Here is a 19661-nt window from a genome sequence, read left to right as displayed (position 1 = left end):
TCCCCTCGAACTGAAAGCCATCCATGCTGCGCATCGCCGTTCCCAACAAGGGCTCGCTCTCCGAGACCGCCGCCGACATGCTCGCCGAGGCGGGCTACGCCGGCCGACGAGACCCCAAGACCCTGCACGTCATCGACGCCGACAACGACGTCGAGTTCTTCTTCCTCCGTCCCAAGGACATCGCCACCTATGTCGGCTCCGGCGCGATCGACGTCGGCATCACCGGTCGTGACCTGCTGCTCGATGCACGCATGCCCGGTGCGCGCGAGATCGAAGCTCTCGGCTTCGCCGGCTCGACGTTCCGCTTCGCCGCGCCGACCGGACGCTACACCGATGTGAGCGAGCTCGACGGGCTCCGCATCGCGACGTCGTACCCCGGCCTCGTCGACGCGTTCCTCGACGAGCGTGACATCGCCGTCGACCTGGTGCCCCTCGACGGCGCCGTGGAGTCCGCGGTCCGCCTCGGTGTCGCCGACGCCGTCGCCGATGTCGTCGAGACCGGTACGACGCTGCGTCAGGCCGGGCTCGAGGTGTTCGGCCCCGTGATCCTGGAGTCGGAGGCGGTGCTCATCGCCGGACCCGTCGACGCCGAGGGCGCGGACACGCTGCTTCGCCGCCTGCGCGGTGTGATGGTCGCTCGACGCTTCGTCATGATCGATTACGACCTTCCGGTCGCCCTCCTCGATGACGCCGTGAAGATCGCCGGGGGCGTGGAGTCGCCGACGGTCTCGCCGCTGCGTGACCCCGAGTGGGTGGCCGTGCGCGTCATGGTGGCTCGTTCCCGGGTCAACCCCGTGATGGACGCTCTCTACGCGCTGGGTGCACGGGCCATCCTCGTCACCGCGATCCACAACGCGAGGCTCTGATGACGCTCGCGAGCCGTGTCATCCCGTGTCTCGACGTCGCCGATGGGCGCGTCGTCAAGGGCGTGAACTTCGAGAACCTGCGCGACATGGGCGACCCCGTCGAGCTCGCCAGGCACTACGCGGCGCAAGGTGCGGACGAGATCACCTTCCTCGATGTCACCGCGACCGTCGACGCCCGCGCCACGACGTATGACGTCGTGCAGCGGACGGCGGAGCAGGTGTTCGTGCCGCTCACCGTCGGCGGGGGAGTGCGCAGCGTCGACGACGTGGCGCGCCTGCTGTCGGTCGGCGCGGACAAGGTCGGCGTGAACTCGGCGGCCATCGCGCGCCCGGAGCTCATCGGCGAGATCGCCGACCGCTTCGGTGCGCAGGTGCTCGTGCTCTCGCTCGACGTGAAGCGCGCACCCACGACTCACTCGGGCTTCGTCGTCACCACGCACGGCGGCCGCACGCAGACCACTCTCGACGCCCTCGACTGGGCTCGGGAGGCGGCGGAGCGCGGAGCGGGCGAGCTTCTCGTCAACTCGATCGATGCGGACGGCACCAGAGACGGCTTCGACCTGGAGCTCGTGCGCCTGATGCGGGAGGCGGCGTCCGTGCCCGTCATCGCGTCGGGCGGTGCCGGACAGGCATCGGACTTCGCGCCCGCCATCAAAGCCGGTGCCGACGCCGTGCTCGCGGCCAGCGTGTTCCACACCGGCGCGCTCACGGTCGGCGACGTCAAGGACGCGCTTCGCGCGGAGGGGGTTCTCGTCCGATGAGCGACGCGGAAGCACAGACGACATCCGTCGACGAGCGCATCGCGCAGGTCGCCTTCAACGCCGACGGGCTCGCGCCGGTCATCGTGCAGCAGTGGGACACGCGCGAGGTGCTGATGCTCGCCTGGGTCGACGCCGAGGCGCTGCGACGCACCCTGACCTCCGGACGGGCGACCTACTGGTCCCGGTCCCGCCGGGAGTACTGGCGCAAGGGCGACACGTCCGGACACATCCAGGTCGTGCACGAGGCGCGTCTGGACTGCGACGGCGATGCGATCCTGCTCCTCGTGGCCCAGACCGGCCCCGCCTGCCACACCGGCACGCGCACCTGCTTCGACACGAACGACCTCGAGGCTGTCACCGGAACGGAACGGTCATGAGCCTCGCGAAACGCGGTCGCGCGCTGTCCGTCTCCGGCTTCCTTCTCGCCGGGGCGATCGGCATCATCTCGTCGACTCAGACCTGGCTGACCGTGGAGCGCGCCGACGCGGGCGAGGCGATCCTGGTCCCCGGGGCGTCCGCCCTGGTGCTTCTCGCCCCGCTCAGCCTGGCTGTGCTCGCTCTCGGCGCCGCGCTGTCGATCGCGGGCAAGCCGGTGCGCCTCGTGTTCGGCGTGCTCGCGGCGGCGACAGCCGTGTTCCTCGGTTGGTCGACTCTCCAGCTGCTGCTCTCCGAACCCTTCGACGCCGTCGGGGCCACCGTGACCGAGGTGACCGGATTGGCGGGAGGTATGGCGATCCATGAGGTGGTCGCGAGCATCGTGCCTTCGGCCTGGCCGTACATCGCGCTCGTGGGCTGGGCGATCCTGCTGGCGGCCTCGGTCGTGGTCCTCACGACGTGGCGCGGGTGGAAGGCCGGTGGACGCCGATACCGCACCGACCGCGTCGATGTCCCGCACGACGGGCCCGTCGATGCCGTCGATTCCTGGGACGAGCTGTCCCGGGGAACCGATCCGACACGCTGACCCCGATAGACTGAATCCGAACCGCACGTCGTCCCCCGGAGGAGAACATGACCAACCCGATCGCCGATCCCGGCCACGGACACTCGCCTGCCGCTTGGACCGCTGTGGTCATCATGCTGGTCGGCTTCGCCGCCGCCACGGTCGCGTTCTGCTTCGAGCAGCCCGTCCTCGTCATCGCCTCGGTGGCCCTCGTCCCGATCGGCGCGATCGTCGGCTGGGCGCTGGCAAAGGCCGGTTACGGCGTGAAGGGTCCGAAGTACGCTCCGAAGGCGCACTAATGGTGCTCGCCGACCTGACGGCCGGCGCTGTCGCAGACGCCGAGCGTCGCGCCCTGTCGCGACCGCTGGCCGCCCTCGAGCGAGACGCTCTCGCCCGTCCCGCAGCGAAGGACGCACTCTCGTTCCTCGCCCCTGCGGATCGCGTGAAGATCATCGCCGAGGTCAAGCGTGCGAGTCCCTCGAGAGGCGCACTCGCCGACATCCCCGACCCGGCTCTTCAGGCATCGCTGTATGAGACGGGCGGTGCGTCCGCGATCAGCGTGCTCACGGAGGAGCGTCGTTTCGGTGGCAGCCTCGCCGACCTCGAGGCGGTCACGGCGCGGGTCTCGCTCCCCGTGCTGCGCAAGGACTTCATCGCGTCCCGCTACCAGGTGCTCGAGGCGCGTGCAGCCGGCGCCGATCTCGTCCTGCTCATCGTCGCCGGCCTCGAGCCCGACGTGCTGCGCGATCTCTTCGGCTTCATCGGCGAGCTGGGCATGACGCCGCTCGTCGAGACGCATTCCGCTGACGAGCTCGAAGCCGCGGTCGACCTCGGCGCCCCCCTGATCGGCGTCAACGCGCGGGACCTGAAGACCCTCGAACTCGATCGTGACCTGTTCGGGCGCCTGGTCGAGCGCATCCCCGACACGGCGGTCAAGATCGCGGAGTCGGCGGTGCTCACTCCCGCTGACGTCGTGCACTACCGTTCCGCGGGCGCCGACGTCGTGCTGATCGGCGAGGCGCTCGTGACCGGCGACCCCGTCGCCACCCTCAAGAGTTTCCTGGAGGCATGATGAGCCTGCGCGACCAGCACGGCCCCTTCTTCGGCGAGTTCGGCGGGCGGTACATGCCCGAGTCGCTCATCGCGGCGATCGATGAGCTCACGGTGGCCTACGAGGCCGCGATCGTCGACCCGTCGTTCCGCGACGAGCTCGCGCATCTGCTCAGCTCCTATGCCGGGCGCCCCTCCGCGATCACCGAGGTCCCGAGATTCGCCGAACATGCCGGCGGTGCGCGCATCTTCCTCAAGCGCGAAGACCTCAACCACACCGGGTCCCACAAGATCAACAACGTGCTCGGCCAGGCTCTGCTCACCAAGCGCCTCGGCAAGACCCGCGTGATCGCGGAGACCGGTGCCGGACAGCACGGCGTGGCGACGGCGACGGCGGCAGCGCTGTTCGGTCTGGACTGCACCATCTACATGGGCGAGGTCGACACCGAACGGCAGGCGCTCAACGTGGCTCGCATGCGCCTCCTCGGCGCCGAGGTGGTCCCGGTGACCTCCGGCTCGCGCACGCTCAAGGACGCGATCAACGACGCCTATCGTGACTGGGTCGCTTCGGTGGAGACCACCAACTACATCTTCGGCACGGCGGCGGGTCCGCACCCGTTCCCGGCGATGGTCCGCGACTTCCAGAAGATCATCGGCGAAGAGGCCCGCGCGCAGCTGCTCGACGAAGTGGGACGGCTTCCCGATGCGGTCATGGCGTGCGTCGGCGGCGGCTCCAACGCGATCGGCATGTTCGACGCGTTCCTCGACGACGAGGGTGTCCGACTCTACGGGGTGGAGGCCGCCGGCGACGGCGTCGACACCGAGAAGCACGCGGCATCGATCGAGCGCGGCCGCCCTGGCGTGCTCCACGGTGCGAAGACCTACGTCCTCCAGGATGCCGACGGCCAGACGATCGAGTCCCACTCCATCTCGGCCGGTCTCGACTACCCCGGTGTCGGCCCCGAGCACTCCTGGCTCGCCGACATCGGTCGCGCCGAGTACATCCCGGCGACCGACGACGAGGCGATGCAGGCGTTGCGTCTGCTCAGCCGGACCGAGGGGATCATCCCCGCCATCGAATCGGCACACGCCCTCGCCGGGGCACTGCGCATCGGTCGCGAGCTCGGTCCCGACGGCTTGATCGCCGTCTGCCTGTCCGGTCGCGGCGACAAGGACATGGACACCGCGGCCCGCTACTTCCAGCTCTACGACGAGGCCGCTCTGGCCCACGACGTCGAGCAGGAGAGCGAAGAGGAAGAACGCATCGCGAAGGGGGAACCGCAGCTGTGAGCCGCGTCGAACAAGCCATCCAGCGTGCGCAGGACGCCGGCCGCAGCGCCTTCGTCGGGTACCTGCCCGTCGGCTTCCCCGATCTCGAGACGAGCATCCAGGCAGCCATCGCCCTGGCCGAGAACGGCGTCGACATCATCGAGCTGGGACCGCCGTACAGCGACCCGGTGATGGACGGCGCGATCATCCAGGAGGCGACCACCAAGGCTCTGGCTGCGGGTTTCCGGATGGCCGACCTCTTCACGGCGATCCGCGCCATCACGGCGGCCACCGATGTCCCCGTGCTCGTGATGACCTACTGGAACCCTGTTCTGCAGTACGGCATCGATCGCTACGCGGATGACCTGCTCGCCGCGGGCGGTGCCGGGCTTATCACGCCGGACATCACGCCGGACGCGGCAGGGGAGTGGATCGCAGCCAGCGAGCGGACCGGCCTCGACCGGGTGTTCCTGGCGGCGCCGACCTCCTCCGATGAACGACTCGACCTGGTGGTGAAGTCCTCCACGGGGTTCGTGTACACGGTCTCGACGATGGGCATCACGGGGGAGCGCGCCGAACTCGACCGCGCTGCCCGTACCCTCGTCGGACGCCTGCGGGCGCACGGAGCTCACCGCGCCTGCGTCGGAATCGGCATCTCCACCGCCGAGCAGATCGCCGGAGTCTCCGAGTACGCCGACGGCGCCATCGTCGGCACGGCGCTCGTCCGCGCTCTGCGTGATGGCGGAGTACCGGCCCTCGCAGAAGTCACCCGAAACCTGGCCTCCGGCACTTCGTCGGCACGCCCCGATCACGAGAACTAGAATCGCACTCATGTCACTCGCGCTCCACAGCACCTTCACGAACGTGCTCGCCAGCATCCCGAGCCCCACGGTCTCGTATTTCGACCTCGGGCCGATCCGGATCCACTTCTACGCGCTGTGCATCATCGCCGGCATCATCGCCGCGACGTTCCTGACCAACCACCGCCTCACCAAGCGTGGAGCGGAGCCGTGGGTCGTGATCGACATCTCGATCCTCGCAGTGCCGCTGGCGATCATCGGCGCGCGCATCTTCCACGTGCTCACCCACCCGAACGACTACTTCGGCGAGGGTATCAACACCTGGAACCCGTTCCAGCCAGGCTCCGTCTGGGCCATCTGGGAGGGCGGCATCGCGATCTTCGGCGCGCTCATCGGCGGTGCCATCGGCGCGTACCTCGGGTGCCGCTGGACAGGCATCCGCTTCTGGACGTTCGCCGACGCGCTGGCACCCGGTCTGCTGCTGGCACAGGCCATGGGTCGCTTCGGTAACTGGTTCAACAACGAACTCTTCGGGCTTCCCACCGATCTGCCCTGGGGTCTGGAGATCCCGTCCACCAACTCGGCCTTCCCCCCTGGACTTCCCGAGGGCACGCTGTTCCACCCCACCTTCCTGTACGAGGTGATCTGGAACGGTCTCGGCGTCATCGTCCTGCTGTGGCTCGGTCGCAAGCTCTTCTTCCAGTGGGGTCGCCTCTTCGCGATCTACCTGATCTGGTACAGCGCCGGTCGCATCCTCTGGGAGTCGATCCGCATCGACCCGAGCGAGATCATCCTGGGCCTGCGCAGCAACGTCCTCGCGGCCATCATCGGCGTGCTCATCGGTGTCGCGATCCTCATCGTGCAGACGCGTCGTCACCCCGGACTGGAGCCGTCGCCGTACCAGCCCGGTCGCGAACGGACCGACCCGGACGCTGTTGTACAATCGCAGGACAATACCTCTGACTTCGTAGACGTGAGCGAGCCTCCGGCCGAAGAAGTCACCGCAGGAGCCACCGCCACAAGCACTGCTCCCACGAGCGAGGACGGCTCTCGATAACGCCGCCTCGTAGCGGGAGAACCATTGCACTGAACGAGCGGGCCGACGTCGTCCCCGGGTTTCACTCGAAGATCTGAGGACGGTAACTGGTGTACTTCCAGCCCCCTTACGGCGCCTCCGGCGCATACCCCCCGAAGCAGGGCATGTACAACCCGGCGTTCGAGAAGGACGCCTGCGGCCTCGCCATGGTCGCGACCCTGCGCGGCGAAGCCGGGCATGACATCATCGCGTTGGCCCTCGAGGCCCTGCGCAACCTGGAGCACCGCGGAGCCATCGGCTCGGATGCGGGTACCGGGGACGGCGCCGGCATCCTGACGCAGATGCCCGATGCGTTCCTCCGCGCCGTGGTCGGGTTCGAACTGCCGCCGGTGGGGGAGTACGCCGCAGGACTGGCGTTCCTGCCTCGCGATTCCAGCGAGCGCCGCCAGCAGAAGGCCGGCATCGAGAAGATCGCCCGTTCCGAGGGGCTTCGCGTCCTCGGCTGGCGTGAGGTGCCCACGGCCAACGAGAACCTCGGCAAGCTCGCCGATGAGGCGCGTCCCGCGTTCGAGCAGCTCTTCGTCAGCGCGGGCGGAGCGACGCACTCCGATGCACCCCTCACGGGGATCGCGCTCGACCGCGTCGCCTACCGTCTGCGCAAGCGCGCCGGTCACGAACTCGGTGCCTACTTCGTCTCGCTCTCCGCCCGCACCCTCGGGTACAAGGGCATGGTCACCACCCTGCAGCTCGAGCCGTTCTATCCCGACCTGCAGGACGAGCGCTTCGCCTCGGAGCTCGCCGTGGTGCACTCCCGCTACTCCACGAACACCTTCCCGTCGTGGCCGCTCGCGCAGCCGCTGCGCATGCTCGCCCACAACGGCGAGATCAACACCGTCGGCGGCAACCGCAACTGGATGCGCGCCCGCCAATCGCAGCTGGAATCCGAGCTCCTCGGCGACATCACGCCGCTGCTTCCCATCTGCACCGACGGCGCCAGCGACTCCGCCTCGTTCGACGAGGTGCTCGAGCTGCTCACGCTGACCGGGCGCAGCCTGCCGCACGCGATCATGATGATGGTGCCGGAGGCCTACGAGAAGCAGGCCGACATCTCTCCGGAGCTGCGCTCGTTCTACGAGTACCACTCCAACCAGATGGAGCCGTGGGACGGACCGGCCGCTCTCATCTTCACGGACGGGACCCTCGTCGGCGCGACGCTCGACCGCAACGGACTGCGTCCTGGACGCTGGACGGAGACGACCGACGGACTGGTCGTCATCGGATCCGAGACCGGCGTTCTCCAGTTCGAACCGGAGCGCATCAAGCGTCGCGGCCGCCTGCAGCCGGGCAAGATGTTCCTGGTCGACACGTCGCAGCGTCGGATCATCGAGGACAGCGAGCTCAAGCACGATCTCGCCACGATGCACCCGTGGCAGGAGTGGCTCGACGCCGGCGCCGTGCGTCTTGCCGAGCTTCCCGAGCGTGAGCACATCGTGCACCCGCCGGCGTCGATCACCCGTCGTCAGCGGACCTTCGGCTACACCGAGGAAGAGGTCCGCATCCTCCTCACGCCGATGGGTCAGACCGGTGTCGAGCCACTCGGCGCGATGGGCTCTGACACGCCGATCGCCGTGCTCAGCAAGCGTCCGCGGTTGCTGTTCGACTACTTCACCCAGCAGTTCGCCCAGGTGACCAACCCGCCGCTCGACTCGATCCGCGAAGAGGTCGTCACGAGCCTCAAGCTGGGCCTCGGGCCGGAGAGCAACCTGCTCACCTGGGGGCCGGAGCACACGCGTACGGTGTCTCTGGACTTCCCGGTGATCGACAACGACGAGCTCGCGAAGATCCGCCACATCGACAAGGCCATGCCCGGTCGATCGAGCGCGACGATCCGCGGCCTCTACCACTTCGACGCCGGCCCTCAGACGCTCGCCGACCGGCTCACCGAGATGTGCGCCGAGGTGGACGAGGCCATCGAGAACGGTGCCGAGTTCATCATCCTGTCGGACCGTGACTCGAACAAGGATCTGACACCGATCCCGTCACTGCTCATGGTCTCGGCGATCCACCACCACCTCATCCGGCGCGAGAACCGCATGAAGGTCGGTCTCATCGTCGAAGCCGGAGACGTCCGCGAAGTGCATCATGTCGCGACCCTGATCGGCTACGGTGCCTCCGCCGTCAACCCGTACCTCGCGATGGAGACGGTAGAGCACCTCGTGCGCACCGGCTACATCACGGGCATCACGACCGAGAAGGCCGTCAAGAACCTGATCTACGCGCTCGGCAAGGGCGTGTTGAAGATCATGTCGAAGATGGGCATCTCCACCGTGTCGTCCTATGCCGGTGCTCAGGTGTTCGAGGCGGTCGGCCTCAGCCAGGAGTTCATCGACGCGTACTTCACGCGTACCGAGTCGAAGCTCGGCGGCATCGGCATCGAGGAGATCTTCGCCGAGAACCAGGCGCGCCACGACTACGCCTATCCGGAGGATGCGGCAGCACGTGCGCACGAGAGGCTCTGGACGGGCGGCGAGTACCAGTGGCGCCGCGACGGCTCTCCGCACCTTTTCAATCCGGAGACGGTGTTCAAGCTGCAGCACTCGACGCGGACACGACGTTACGACATCTTCCGCGAGTACACGAAGCTCGTCGATGAGCAGGCCGCCGAGCTGAAGACCCTGCGCGGACTGTTCACGCTGCGCACCGGCACTCGCAAGCCCGTGCCGCTGGACGAGGTGGAGCCCGTCTCCGCCATCGTCAAGCGCTTCTCCACGGGGGCGATGAGCTACGGCTCCATCTCCAAGGAGGCGCACGAGACGCTCGCCGTCGCGATGAACAGCATCGGCGCGAAGTCGAACACCGGCGAGGGCGGCGAGGACCCGGACCGCCTGGTCGACCCCGAGCGTCGCAGCTCGATCAAGCAGGTCGCGTCGGGGCGGTTCGGGGTGACGAGCCTGTACCTCACCGAGGCGGACGACATCCAGATCAAGCTCGCCCAGGGTGCCAAGCCCGGCGAGGGAGGCCAGCTGCCGCCGACCAAGGTGTACCCCTGGGTCGCGCGTACCCGTCACGCCACGGCCGGTGTGGGACTGATCTCCCCGCCGCCGCATCACGACATCTACTCGATCGAAGACCTGAAGCAGCTGATCTTCGACCTGAAGAGGGCGAACCCCGAGGCCCGCATCCACACCAAGCTGGTGAGCCAGTCGGGCATCGGCGCGGTGTCGGCCGGTGTCGCGAAGGCGCTGAGCGACGTGATCCTGGTCTCGGGTCACGACGGCGGAACAGGTGCGAGCCCGTTGAACTCGCTGAAGCACGCGGGCACACCGTGGGAGCTCGGCCTCGCGGAGACGCAGCAGACGCTCATGCTCAACGGCATGCGGGATCGCGTCGTGGTGCAGGTCGACGGCCAGCTCAAGACCGGCCGCGACGTCATCATCGGTGCGCTGCTGGGCGCGGAGGAGTTCGGCTTCGCCACCGCTCCGCTCGTCGTCAGCGGCTGCATCATGATGCGCGTCTGCCACCTGGACACATGCCCCGTCGGTGTCGCCACGCAGAATCCGGTTCTGCGCGAGCGGTTCACGGGCAAGCCCGAGTTCGTCGTGAACTTCATGGAGTTCATCGCCGAAGAGGTGCGTGAGCTCCTCGCCGAACTCGGCTACCGCTCGATCGACGAGATCGTCGGCCGTGCCGACCTCATCGAGGTCAACGCCGCGGTCGAGCACTGGAAGGCCGAGGGGCTCGACCTCACTCCGGTGCTGGAAGGCCCGGTGTTCCCGGCAGGCGAACCGCGTCGCAGCGCACGCACCCAGGACCACGAGCTCGAGAAGCACTTCGACGTGAAGCTGATCGACATCGCGAAGGGCGCTCTGCTCAACGGCGAGCCCGTCGTGGTCGAGCTGCCCATCGCCAACACCGAACGTGCGGTGGGGACGATGCTCGGTCATCAGGTGACGTCACGGCACGGAGCAGCCGGTCTGCCGCAGGGCACCATCGATGTGACTCTGCACGGCACCGCCGGTCAGTCGCTCGGGGCGTTCCTGCCGCCGGGTATCGTCCTGCGGCTCGAGGGCGATGCCAACGACTACGTCGGCAAGGGGCTCTCGGGCGGCGACATCACGATCCGTCCGCCGCGAGGCTCCAAGATCGCGCCGCACGAGAACGTGATCGCCGGCAACGTGATCGGCTACGGCGCGACCTCGGGGACGATGTTCATCTCGGGCGTCGTCGGCGAGCGTTTCCTCGTCCGCAACTCGGGTGCGACCGCCGTGGTCGAGGGCGTGGGCGACCACGCTCTGGAGTACATGACCGGTGGGCTCGCGGTGATCCTCGGCTCGACCGGGCGGAACTTCGGCGCGGGGATGTCCGGGGGAGTGGCCTACGTGCACGCCCTCGACACCAGCAAGGTGAACGCGCAGTCGCTCGGGAGCGGCGAGCTGCTCCTCGAGTCGCTCGACCGCGCGGATCTCGAAGTGCTGCGGAGCCTGCTGGTCGCGCACGTCGAGCGCACCGCGTCGCCGCGGGCCGCGGGTCTTCTCGAGAACTTCGAGGCGGCAGCCGCAGAGTTCGTGAAGGTGCTCCCTCGTGACTTCGCCGCCGTGCGGAGCATGCGCGAGGAGGCGCTGGCCGAGGGGATCGACCCCGACGGCGACATCGTGTGGAACCGCATCCTGGAGGTGACCGGTGGCTGACCCCAAAGGCTTTCTGAAGGTGACCGAGCGGGAGCTTCCCGCGCGTCGCCCCGTTCCCGTGCGCATCATGGACTGGAAAGAGGTCTATGAGCCCGGCGACAAGCAGGTCCTGCGCCGTCAGGCAGGGCGTTGCATGGACTGCGGCGTGCCGTTCTGCCATCAGGGGTGCCCGCTCGGCAACCTGATCCCGGAGTGGAACGACTTGACGTGGCGAGGCGAGGGTCGCGCGGCGATCGAGCGCCTGCACGCGACGAACAACTTCCCGGAGTTCACGGGGCGGCTCTGCCCTGCGCCGTGCGAGAGCTCGTGCGTGCTCGGTATCAACCAGCCGGCTGTGACCATCAAGCAGATCGAGGTCTCGATCATCGACGAGGCCTTCTCGAAGGGCTGGGTCGAGCCGGAGCCGCCGGAGCGGCTCACAGGCAAGACGGTCGCGGTGGTCGGTTCCGGTCCTGCGGGGCTCGCCGCTGCCCAGCAGCTCACCCGTGCCGGGCACACCGTCGCGGTCTTCGAGCGTGACGACCGCATCGGCGGACTGCTGCGCTACGGCATCCCCGACTTCAAGATGGAGAAGACGCAGCTCGAGTCCCGCCTTCGTCAGATGCAGGAGGAGGGCACCCGCTTCCGCGCCGGCGTCGAGATCGGCAAGGACATCTCCTGGCCGGACCTGCGCGCCCGGTACGACGCGGTGGTGATCGCCACAGGCTCCACGGTTCCGCGTGACCTCGCGATCCCCGGCCGCGACCTCGACGGCGTCCATTTCGCCATGGAGTACCTCGTCGAGTCGAACCATGCGGTGGCGGGCGACAAGGTCACGGATCAGATCAGCGCCGAGGGCAAGCACGTCATCGTGATCGGCGGTGGCGACACGGGGGCGGACTGCATCGGAACCGCGCACCGGCAGGGTGCCCTCAGCGTCACCAACCTCGCGATCGGCAAGCAGCCGGGCGACACCCGTCCCGACCACCAGCCGTGGCCGATGATGCCGACCCTGTTCGAGGTCTCCTCCGCTCACGAAGAGGGCGGAGAGCGCGTGTTCCTCGCCTCCACCGTCGAGTTCCTCGGCAACGACGTCGGCGAGGTCCGTGCACTGCGCGTGGCGGAGACGGAGTTCGTCGACGGTCGGCGTGTGCCCAAGAGCGGCACCGAGCGGGAGATCCCGGCCGATCTCATCCTGATCGCCATGGGCTTCACCGGACCGGAACAGGACGGCTACACCGAGGAGACGCTTCCCCAGGTGACCGATCGGGGTGCGTTCCGACGCGACTCCTCCTACGAGTCGACGGTGCCGGGCGTGTTCGTCGCCGGCGACGCCGGTCGTGGACAGTCGCTCATCGTGTGGGCCATCGCCGAGGGGCGTGCCGCAGCGGCCAACGTCGACCGGTTCCTGATGGGCACCACCGTGCTCCCGGAGCCGGTGCGTCCGAGCGATGTCGCGATCGGACTCCAGCCCGCGTAGGCTGAGGCCGGCACCGTCGCCTGATTCACCATCCCCCACTTCTACCCTGGAGCAATCTTTGAGACGCGCGAAAATCGTCGCCACCCTGGGCCCCGCCACCTCCACCTATGAGACGGTGCGCGCACTGATCGATGCGGGCGTGGACGTCGCCCGACTGAACCTCAGCCACGGTGACTACTCCGTGCACGAGAACAACTACGCCAACGTGCGCCGTGCCGCTGAGGACGCTGGTCGCCCCGTCGCGATCCTCGTCGACCTGCAGGGTCCGAAGATCCGTCTCGGCAAGTTCGAAGGCGGACCCTACGAACTCGCCAAGGGCGACATCTTCAAGATCACCACCGAGGACATCATCGGCAACAAGGAGATCTCCGGAACGACGTTCAAGGGACTCCCGCAGGACGTCAAGCCCGGTGACTTCCTCCTCATCGACGACGGCAAGGTCCGCGTCGAGGTCGTCGAGACCGACGGTGTGACGGTCACCACCAAGGTCATCGTCGCCGGGGCGGTCTCGAACAACAAGGGCATCAACCTGCCCGGCGTCGCCGTGAACGTGCCCGCGCTGAGCGAGAAGGACGAGGAGGACCTCCGTTGGGGTCTGCGCATCGGCGCCGACCTGATCGCGCTGTCCTTCGTGCGCAACGCCGCGGATGTCATCCGCGTCCACGAGATCATGGCGGAGGAGGGCGTCCGCGTCCCCGTCATCGCCAAGGTCGAGAAGCCGCAGGCGGTCGACGCGCTCGAGGAGATCATCGACGCGTTCGACTCGATCATGGTGGCCCGCGGCGACCTGGGTGTCGAGCTGCCGCTCGAGGCAGTCCCGATCGTGCAGAAGCGCGCCGTCGAGATCGCCCGCCGCATGGCGAAGCCGGTCATCGTCGCGACGCAGATGCTCGAGTCGATGATCAACAGCCCTGTGCCGACTCGCGCCGAGACGTCTGACGTCGCGAATGCCGTGCTCGACGGCGCCGACGCTGTGATGCTCTCGGGCGAGACCAGCGTGGGAGACTACCCGGTCGTCGTGGTCGAGACCATGGCGCGCATCATCGAGTCGACTGAGGAGCACGGCCTGGAGCGCATCGCGCCGCTCACGACCAAGCCCCGCACGCAGGGTGGTGCGATCACCCTCGCCGCGCTCGAGGTCGCCGAGTTCGTCGACGCGAAGTTCCTCTGCGTCTTCACGCAGTCCGGTGACTCCGCCCGCCGTCTGTCGCGTCTGCGCTCGCGCATCCCGATGATCGCCTTCACCCCGGAGCCCGGCATCCGTCGCCGCATGGCGCTGACGTGGGGTATCCGCTCGACGCTGGTCGACATGGTCCAGCACACCGACCTGATGTACCACCAGGTCGATGAGTACCTGCTCGGCAACGGTCTGGCAGAAGAAGGGGACAAGGTCGTCGTGATCTCCGGTTCCCCTCCCGGAATCGTCGGATCCACGAACGACCTTCGCGTGCACAAGGTCGGCGATGCGATCCACGGTGCCGCGCCGATCTACAAGGCCGGCGTCTGACGTACGTCATCCAGAGGGGGTGGGACTTCGGTCCTGCCCCCTCTGTCGTCCGCTTCGGGTAGCTTTCAGGCATGGATACGCATCGCCGTCGAAGGAGGCCGTCATCGGCGTGCTGAGGAACGCGCGATGGTGGATAGCCGATTACGCGTACGCGGGGTACTGGCAGGTCCGTGCGGCATTCGACCGCACCGATCCGTCGTCTTTCGTCTCCGGGGATGCTGCACACATCGTCGTCCTCCCCGGCGTCTACGAGACCTGGCGGTTCCTGCAGCCGCTCGTCGTCGCGATGCATGAACGTGGTCATCCGGTGCACATCGTTGACGCGCTCCACCGGAATGAGCGTCCTGTGGCCGAGATGGCTGCGGTCGTGGCGGCGTTCCTCGAGGAGCGCGGGCTCGAAGACGTGATCCTCGTCGCGCACAGCAAGGGCGGCCTCGCGGGGAAGACCGTGATGACCGGTCCGGCGGGCACGCGCGTGCGGTCGATGCTCGCGATCGCCGCACCGTTCGGCGGGTCGCGCTATGCGCGGTTGATGCTCTCCAGAACGCTCCGTGCGTTCTCACCGGGCGACCCGTCGATCGTGGATCTGGCGCAGCAGGTGACGGTGAACGAGCGGATCGTCTCTGTGTACGCGGCGTTCGACCCTCACATCCCCGAAGGCAGCGAACTGGCCGGCGCCAAGAACGTGCGCCTCGATACGGGCGGGCACTTCCGGATCCTCGCGCATCCACGCGTTCTGGCGGAGCTCGCGATGCTCGCGGAATAGCCGGTCAGTCGCCCGCGCCGGAATTCCCGCGTTCGTTCGATCGATGTTGGGTGCCGGCGGTGGGACTCGAACCCACACGCCCTTTCGGACAAAGCATTTTGAGTGCTCCGCGTCTGCCATTCCGCCACGCCGGCTCGTGTGTCGCGTCTACGACTTTAGCGCAGAGCAGGAGGCACGACCGTCCGCGCCGAGCGCCTGAGGCCTGCAGACAGGGGCACTCCACTAGGATGGGTGTGTGACAGAGCAAGAAGAGCAGGCTGAGCAGCCCACGTCATCCGCACCCCGACGCGTCGTCGTCGCCGAAGATGAGTCGCTGATCCGTCTCGACATCGTCGAGATCCTCCGCGACAACGGCTTCGATGTGGTCGGCGAGGCCGGTGACGGGGAGACCGCGGTCGCTCTGGCCACTGAGCTCCGCCCCGACCTGGTCATCATGGATGTCAAGATGCCTCAGCTCGACGGCATCAGCGCGGCCGAGAAGCTGCACAAGGGGAACATCGCCCCGGTCGTGCTCCTGACGGCGTTCAGCCAGAAGGAGCTCGTCGAGCGTGCCAGCGAGGCCGGTGCCCTCGCCTACGTCGTGAAGCCGTTCACGCCGAACGACCTCCTTCCGGCGATCGAGATCGCGCTGGCCCGCCACGAGCAGATCATCACGCTCGAGGCAGAGGTCGCCGACATGGTCGAGCGCTTCGAGACCCGCAAGCTCGTCGACCGGGCCAAGGGTCTGCTCAACGAGAAGATGGGGCTGAGCGAGCCCGAGGCCTTCCGCTGGATCCAGAAGGCCTCCATGGACCGTCGTCTCACGATGCAGGACGTCGCGAAGGCGATCATCGAGCAGCTCGCTCCCAAGAAGTAGCGGTGAGCGCCGGATCCTTCCGGCTCGATTCCGAGCACATCCTCAGGCCGGTGCGCCTGGGCGACGGGGCCGCCCTTTCGCGTGCCTATCTGGCGAACCGCGAGCATCTCGCGCCGTGGGAGCCGACGCGCTCGGAGGCGTTCTTCACCGTCGCCTCGCAGGAGGCGCATGCACAGCACTGTGTGGACGACGCATCGGCCGGACGCGGCATCCGCTTCGTGATCGAGTCCGACGATGGTGAGATCCGCGGACGGATGAACCTCAACAACATCGTCCGCGGGGCGTTCTGGAGCGCAGACCTCGGTTACTGGGTGGATGCGACGCGCGTGCACCGTGGGCTCGCGAGCCGCGCGGTCGCGAGGGTGATCGAGCACTCCCGCACCGAGCTGCGGCTGCACCGACTCCAGGCGGCCACGTTGCTGCACAACCTCGGCTCGCAGCGGGTGCTGCTCGGAAACGGATTCGAGCGTATCGGGATGGCACCGAAGTACCTCCTGATCGCGGGGGAGTGGCAGGATCATCTGCTGTTCCAGCGCCTGCTGGAGGAACCGCTCAGCGCCCGGCGGGAAGGTCCTTGATCATGTTGGTGATGCGGATGGTCGAGCAACGACGACCCTGATCGTCAGTCACCACGATCTCGTGCACCGTGATGCTCCGTCCCAGGTGCACGGGCGTGCAGACTCCGGTGACCAGGCCCGAGGTCGCCGATCGCGTGTGCGTCGCATTGATGTCCACCCCGACAGCGAGCCTTCCGGCACCGGCGTGCAGATTGGCAGCCATCGAGCCGAGTGACTCTCCGAGCACGACGTAGGCCCCGCCGTGCATGAGTCCGACGGGCTGGGTGTTGCCCTTGACCGGCATCGTCGCGACGCAGCGCTCGACGCTGAACTCGACGAACTCCATGCCCATCTTCTCGGCGAGGGCGCCCATTCCCCGGGCCGTCGCCCAGTCGAGTCCCTCGCTCATCGCGACATCGCCCATGCATCCTCCTCAGCGGGTGTCCGTCGTCCTCGTTAGGCTGACAGGGTGACGGACTCCGCAAAGCCTACCCTCATGGTCGTCGACGGCCACTCGCTCGCCTACCGCGCCTTCTTCGCGCTCCCGGTCGACAACTTCACGACCAAGGACAAGCAGCACACGAACGGCATCTACGGGTTCCTGTCGATGCTGGTCAACCTCATCAAGGCGGAGAAGCCGACGCATCTCGCGATCGCCTTCGACACCTCGCGGCACTCCTTCCGCACCGATGAGTACCCCGAGTACAAGGCCACACGGTCCGAGTCGCCGCAGGAGTTCAAGGGGCAGATCCCGCTGCTGCAGGACTGCCTCGCCGCCATGTCCATCCCGGTCCTGACGAAGGAGGGGATCGAGGCGGACGACATCCTCGCCACCCTCGCGTCCCAAGGTGCCGAACAGGGCTTCGAAGTGCTCGTCGTCTCGGGAGACCGCGACACCATCCAGCTCGTCAACGAAGACGTCACGCTGCTGTATCCGTCGGTGCAGGGGGTCTCCCAACTCAAGCGCTACGACCCGGCGACCGTTCAGGAGCGCTACGGGGTGCGACCCGAGCAGTACCCGGATATCGCCGCGCTCGTGGGCGAGACCAGCGACAATCTGCCCGGCGTGCCGAAGGTCGGCGAGAAGACGGCGGTCAAATGGCTCACGCAGTTCGGCTCGCTCGATGAACTGATCGCCCGCGCCGACGAGATCAAGGGCGTCGTCGGAGGCAACCTCCGCGACCACATCGAAGACGTCCGTCGCAACCGCAAGCTCAACCGTCTGCTCACCGACGTCGAGCTTCCGGTGGGCCCGGCTGACCTCGCCGTCGCACCGATCGATGCGCAGGCCGTGCGCGACATCTTCGCTCGTCTCGAGTTCCGCACCCTGCTGCCGCGGGTGTTCGAGGCCGTCGGTGCCGGCGACGTCGCTGACGACCCTGCCTCCGTCGTGGTGCTCCCGGTGCCCGTCGAGGTGCCTGCGGCCGACCTCGCGAGTTGGGCTGCGGCGCAGGAAGGCGATGTCGCGCTCCGCGTCACGACCCAGGGCGGTGTCCCCGTACGCATCGGTGTTGCCACGCTGACCGAAGTACGTGAAGCCGATTGGTCGGATGAGGCCGCGGGCGCTCTGCGCGGATGGTTGGAGTCCGACGCACCGAAGGTGCTCCACGACGCGAAGCCGCAGGTGAAGGCGCTGATCCGCCAGGGCATCCGCCTTCGCGGGCTCGCATACGACACGAGTCTGGCCGGCTGGCTGCTGCGACCGAGCTTCCCCGACAAGACCCTCTCCGACCTCGTCGAGCGCTACCTGGGGGAGAAGCTCCCCGAGGCCGATCCTTCCCAGCTCGTCCCCGAGACCGAGGGTGCGACGCCGTCTCAGGAGGCGTGGTTCGCTCTGCGAGTTGCCGATGCTCTCCGCGAGGACATCCCGGAGTCGGTCGCGAAGGTCCTCGACGACATCGAGCTGCCCACGCTGCTTACCCTCGCCGACATGGAGGTCGCGGGTGTCGCCGTGTCGCACGACGTGCTGTCGACCTTCTCGGGTGAGCTCGCGGCCCGAGCGGAGGGCCTCGCACAGGAGGCGTTCTCCGTCGTCGGCCGCGAGTTCAACCTCGGCTCGCCCAAGCAGCTGCAGGAGGTGCTGTTCGAAGACCTGCAGCTGCCGAAGACCCGCAAGACCAAGACCGGCTACTCGACCGACGCTGCGGTGCTCGCCGATCTGCAGGAGAGCAACCCGCATCCGTTCCTGAGCCTGCTGCTGCAGCACCGTGAGGCCACGAAGCTGCGCCAGATCATCGAGTCGCTCGATTCGGCGATCGGAGACGACCACCGTGTGCACACCACGTACGCGCAGACGGGAAGCCAGACCGGACGGCTCTCGAGCACCGACCCGAACCTGCAGAACATCCCGGTGCGCACCGAGGAGTCACGCCGCATCCGCAGTGCTTTCGAGGTGGGCCAAGGGTATGAGGCTCTGCTCACCGCTGACTACTCCCAGATCGAGATGCGCATCATGGCGCACCTCTCCGGCGACGAGGGGCTGATCGAGGCCTTCAACAGCGGGGAAGACCTGCACCGTTTCGTCGGAGCGCGCGTGTTCGGTGTCGAGCCGAGCGATGTCACGGCGGCGATGCGCACCAAGGTCAAGGCGATGTCCTACGGTCTGGTCTATGGGCTCTCCGCGTTCGGCCTCTCCAAGCAGCTGCGCATCGAGCAGTCCGAAGCCAAGCAGCTCATGATCGAGTACTTCGCGCGGTTCGGCGCCGTGCGCGACTACCTGCGTGCATCCGTGATGAAGGCGAAGGAGGTTGGCTACACCGAGACCATCTTCGGCCGCCGTCGGCCGTTCCCCGACCTCGCGAGTCCGAACCGCGTGCTCCGCGAGAACGCCGAACGGGCCGCCCTCAACGCTCCGATCCAGGGCAGTGCCGCCGACATCATGAAGATCGCGCTGCTGCACATCCACGACGACCTCCGGTCCGAGAACCTCTCCTCGCGGGTGCTGTTGCAGATCCACGATGAACTCGTGGTCGAGGTCGCGCCGGGGGAGTGGGACGCCACGGAGCGGATCGTCCGCGCGCGGATGGGCGATGCTGCCGAGCTGTCCGTGCCGCTCGATGTGCAGGTCGGTCGGGGTCGCGATTGGAACGAAGCCGCGCACTGACCT

At 67.7% G+C, this 19661-nt stretch carries 17 protein-coding genes and 1 tRNA gene; 16 read left to right on the top strand and 2 right to left on the bottom strand.

Features of this window, described 5'->3' with window-relative positions:
* Positions 1 to 23: 23 nt before the first annotated feature.
* From hisG to FFS56_RS11270, 13 genes are all read left to right on the top strand, one after another.
* Positions 24 to 866: an ATP phosphoribosyltransferase gene (hisG, locus tag FFS56_RS11330; RefSeq protein ID WP_046747130.1), complete on the top strand. Its 843-nt coding sequence runs from the start codon at positions 24 to 26 to the stop codon at positions 864 to 866.
* Positions 866 to 1627, top strand: coding sequence for an imidazole glycerol phosphate synthase subunit HisF (hisF, locus tag FFS56_RS11325; RefSeq protein WP_046747129.1), 762 nt, complete (start codon positions 866 to 868; stop codon positions 1625 to 1627). The genes hisG and hisF overlap by 1 nt, the downstream gene beginning before the upstream one ends.
* The gene (hisI, locus tag FFS56_RS11320) at positions 1624 to 2004 is read left to right on the top strand and encodes a phosphoribosyl-AMP cyclohydrolase (protein WP_127012181.1); all 381 of its coding nucleotides are present in this window, start codon (positions 1624 to 1626) and stop codon (positions 2002 to 2004) included. The genes hisF and hisI overlap by 4 nt, the downstream gene beginning before the upstream one ends.
* Positions 2001 to 2588 (top strand): Trp biosynthesis-associated membrane protein, encoded by a 588-nt coding sequence (locus FFS56_RS11315; RefSeq protein ID WP_127012182.1) that lies wholly within the window; start codon positions 2001 to 2003, stop codon positions 2586 to 2588. The genes hisI and FFS56_RS11315 overlap by 4 nt, the downstream gene beginning before the upstream one ends.
* Positions 2589 to 2635: 47 nt before the next feature.
* On the top strand, positions 2636 to 2866 hold the full coding sequence (locus FFS56_RS11310) for an HGxxPAAW family protein (RefSeq protein ID WP_046747126.1): 231 nt from the start codon (positions 2636 to 2638) through the stop codon (positions 2864 to 2866).
* Positions 2867 to 2868: 2 nt separating this feature from the next.
* On the top strand, positions 2869 to 3639 hold the full coding sequence (gene trpC, locus FFS56_RS11305; protein WP_171010952.1) for an indole-3-glycerol phosphate synthase TrpC: 771 nt from the start codon (positions 2869 to 2871) through the stop codon (positions 3637 to 3639).
* Positions 3639 to 4907, top strand: a complete 1269-nt coding sequence (gene trpB, locus FFS56_RS11300) for a tryptophan synthase subunit beta (RefSeq protein ID WP_046747124.1) — start codon at positions 3639 to 3641, stop codon at positions 4905 to 4907. The genes trpC and trpB overlap by 1 nt, the downstream gene beginning before the upstream one ends.
* Positions 4904 to 5707 (top strand): tryptophan synthase subunit alpha, encoded by an 804-nt coding sequence (trpA, locus tag FFS56_RS11295; RefSeq protein ID WP_046747123.1) that lies wholly within the window; start codon positions 4904 to 4906, stop codon positions 5705 to 5707. The genes trpB and trpA overlap by 4 nt, the downstream gene beginning before the upstream one ends.
* 10 nt (positions 5708 to 5717) lie before the next feature.
* Entirely contained in the window at positions 5718 to 6743 is a 1026-nt protein-coding gene (gene lgt / locus FFS56_RS11290) for a prolipoprotein diacylglyceryl transferase (RefSeq protein WP_046747122.1), read from the top strand.
* 143 nt (positions 6744 to 6886) lie between these two features.
* Complete coding sequence (gene gltB / locus FFS56_RS11285) at positions 6887 to 11410, top strand: glutamate synthase large subunit (RefSeq protein ID WP_127012969.1); 4524 nt, start codon at positions 6887 to 6889, stop codon at positions 11408 to 11410.
* On the top strand, positions 11403 to 12869 hold the full coding sequence (locus tag FFS56_RS11280) for a glutamate synthase subunit beta (RefSeq protein ID WP_046747120.1): 1467 nt from the start codon (positions 11403 to 11405) through the stop codon (positions 12867 to 12869). The genes gltB and FFS56_RS11280 overlap by 8 nt, the downstream gene beginning before the upstream one ends.
* A gap of 58 nt (positions 12870 to 12927) precedes the next feature.
* On the top strand, positions 12928 to 14376 hold the full coding sequence (gene pyk, locus FFS56_RS11275; protein ID WP_046747119.1) for a pyruvate kinase: 1449 nt from the start codon (positions 12928 to 12930) through the stop codon (positions 14374 to 14376).
* A gap of 109 nt (positions 14377 to 14485) precedes the next feature.
* Positions 14486 to 15142, top strand: a complete 657-nt coding sequence (locus FFS56_RS11270) for an alpha/beta hydrolase (protein ID WP_231589651.1) — start codon at positions 14486 to 14488, stop codon at positions 15140 to 15142.
* Positions 15143 to 15193: 51 nt separating this feature from the next.
* On the opposite strand, the gene FFS56_RS11265 is transcribed toward FFS56_RS11270, so the two are convergent.
* Positions 15194 to 15276, bottom strand: a tRNA-Leu gene (locus FFS56_RS11265).
* A gap of 101 nt (positions 15277 to 15377) precedes the next feature.
* Between FFS56_RS11265 and FFS56_RS11260 the strand changes: the two genes are divergently transcribed.
* Both FFS56_RS11260 and FFS56_RS11255 read left to right on the top strand, forming a co-directional pair.
* Positions 15378 to 15998 carry a response regulator gene (locus FFS56_RS11260; protein WP_017830602.1) on the top strand — a complete coding sequence of 207 codons (621 nt, stop codon included), beginning with the start codon at positions 15378 to 15380 and terminating at the stop codon, positions 15996 to 15998.
* Between the two features lie 2 nt (positions 15999 to 16000).
* Positions 16001 to 16576 (top strand): GNAT family N-acetyltransferase, encoded by a 576-nt coding sequence (locus tag FFS56_RS11255; protein WP_046747118.1) that lies wholly within the window; start codon positions 16001 to 16003, stop codon positions 16574 to 16576.
* Here FFS56_RS11255 and FFS56_RS11250 read toward each other — a convergent pair.
* On the bottom strand, positions 16551 to 16979 hold the full coding sequence (locus FFS56_RS11250) for a hotdog fold thioesterase (protein WP_127012183.1): 429 nt from the start codon (positions 16977 to 16979) through the stop codon (positions 16551 to 16553). The genes FFS56_RS11255 and FFS56_RS11250 overlap by 26 nt on opposite strands.
* A gap of 45 nt (positions 16980 to 17024) precedes the next feature.
* Here FFS56_RS11250 and polA point away from each other — a divergent pair, with 45 nt between their 5' ends.
* The gene (polA, locus tag FFS56_RS11245; RefSeq protein ID WP_171010944.1) at positions 17025 to 19658 is read left to right on the top strand and encodes a DNA polymerase I; all 2634 of its coding nucleotides are present in this window, start codon (positions 17025 to 17027) and stop codon (positions 19656 to 19658) included.
* Positions 19659 to 19661: the final 3 nt, after the last annotated feature.

The organism is Microbacterium sp. Beta (genome assembly GCF_005502545.1).
In the GTDB taxonomy this organism is placed as follows: domain Bacteria; phylum Actinomycetota; class Actinomycetes; order Actinomycetales; family Microbacteriaceae; genus Microbacterium; species Microbacterium oxydans.
The sequence above is the reverse complement of the archived record's forward strand: the minus strand, read 5'-3'. Positions and strand labels throughout refer to the sequence as shown.

What these genes read in the sequence shown, in the direction of transcription:
- hisG (WP_046747130.1), top strand. Translation starts at nt 24, where the DNA reads ATGCTGCGCATCGCCGTTCCCAACAAGGGCTCGCTCTCCGAGACCGCC.
- hisF (WP_046747129.1), top strand. Translation starts at nt 866, where the DNA reads ATGACGCTCGCGAGCCGTGTCATCCCGTGTCTCGACGTCGCCGATGGG.
- hisI (WP_127012181.1), top strand. Translation starts at nt 1,624, where the DNA reads ATGAGCGACGCGGAAGCACAGACGACATCCGTCGACGAGCGCATCGCG.
- FFS56_RS11315 (WP_127012182.1), top strand. Translation starts at nt 2,001, where the DNA reads ATGAGCCTCGCGAAACGCGGTCGCGCGCTGTCCGTCTCCGGCTTCCTT.
- FFS56_RS11310 (WP_046747126.1), top strand. Translation starts at nt 2,636, where the DNA reads ATGACCAACCCGATCGCCGATCCCGGCCACGGACACTCGCCTGCCGCT.
- trpB (WP_046747124.1), top strand. Translation starts at nt 3,639, where the DNA reads ATGAGCCTGCGCGACCAGCACGGCCCCTTCTTCGGCGAGTTCGGCGGG.
- lgt (WP_046747122.1), top strand. Translation starts at nt 5,718, where the DNA reads ATGTCACTCGCGCTCCACAGCACCTTCACGAACGTGCTCGCCAGCATC.
- gltB (WP_127012969.1), top strand. Translation starts at nt 6,887, where the DNA reads ATGTACAACCCGGCGTTCGAGAAGGACGCCTGCGGCCTCGCCATGGTC.
- FFS56_RS11250 (WP_127012183.1), bottom strand. Translation starts at nt 16,979, where the DNA reads ATGGGCGATGTCGCGATGAGCGAGGGACTCGACTGGGCGACGGCCCGG.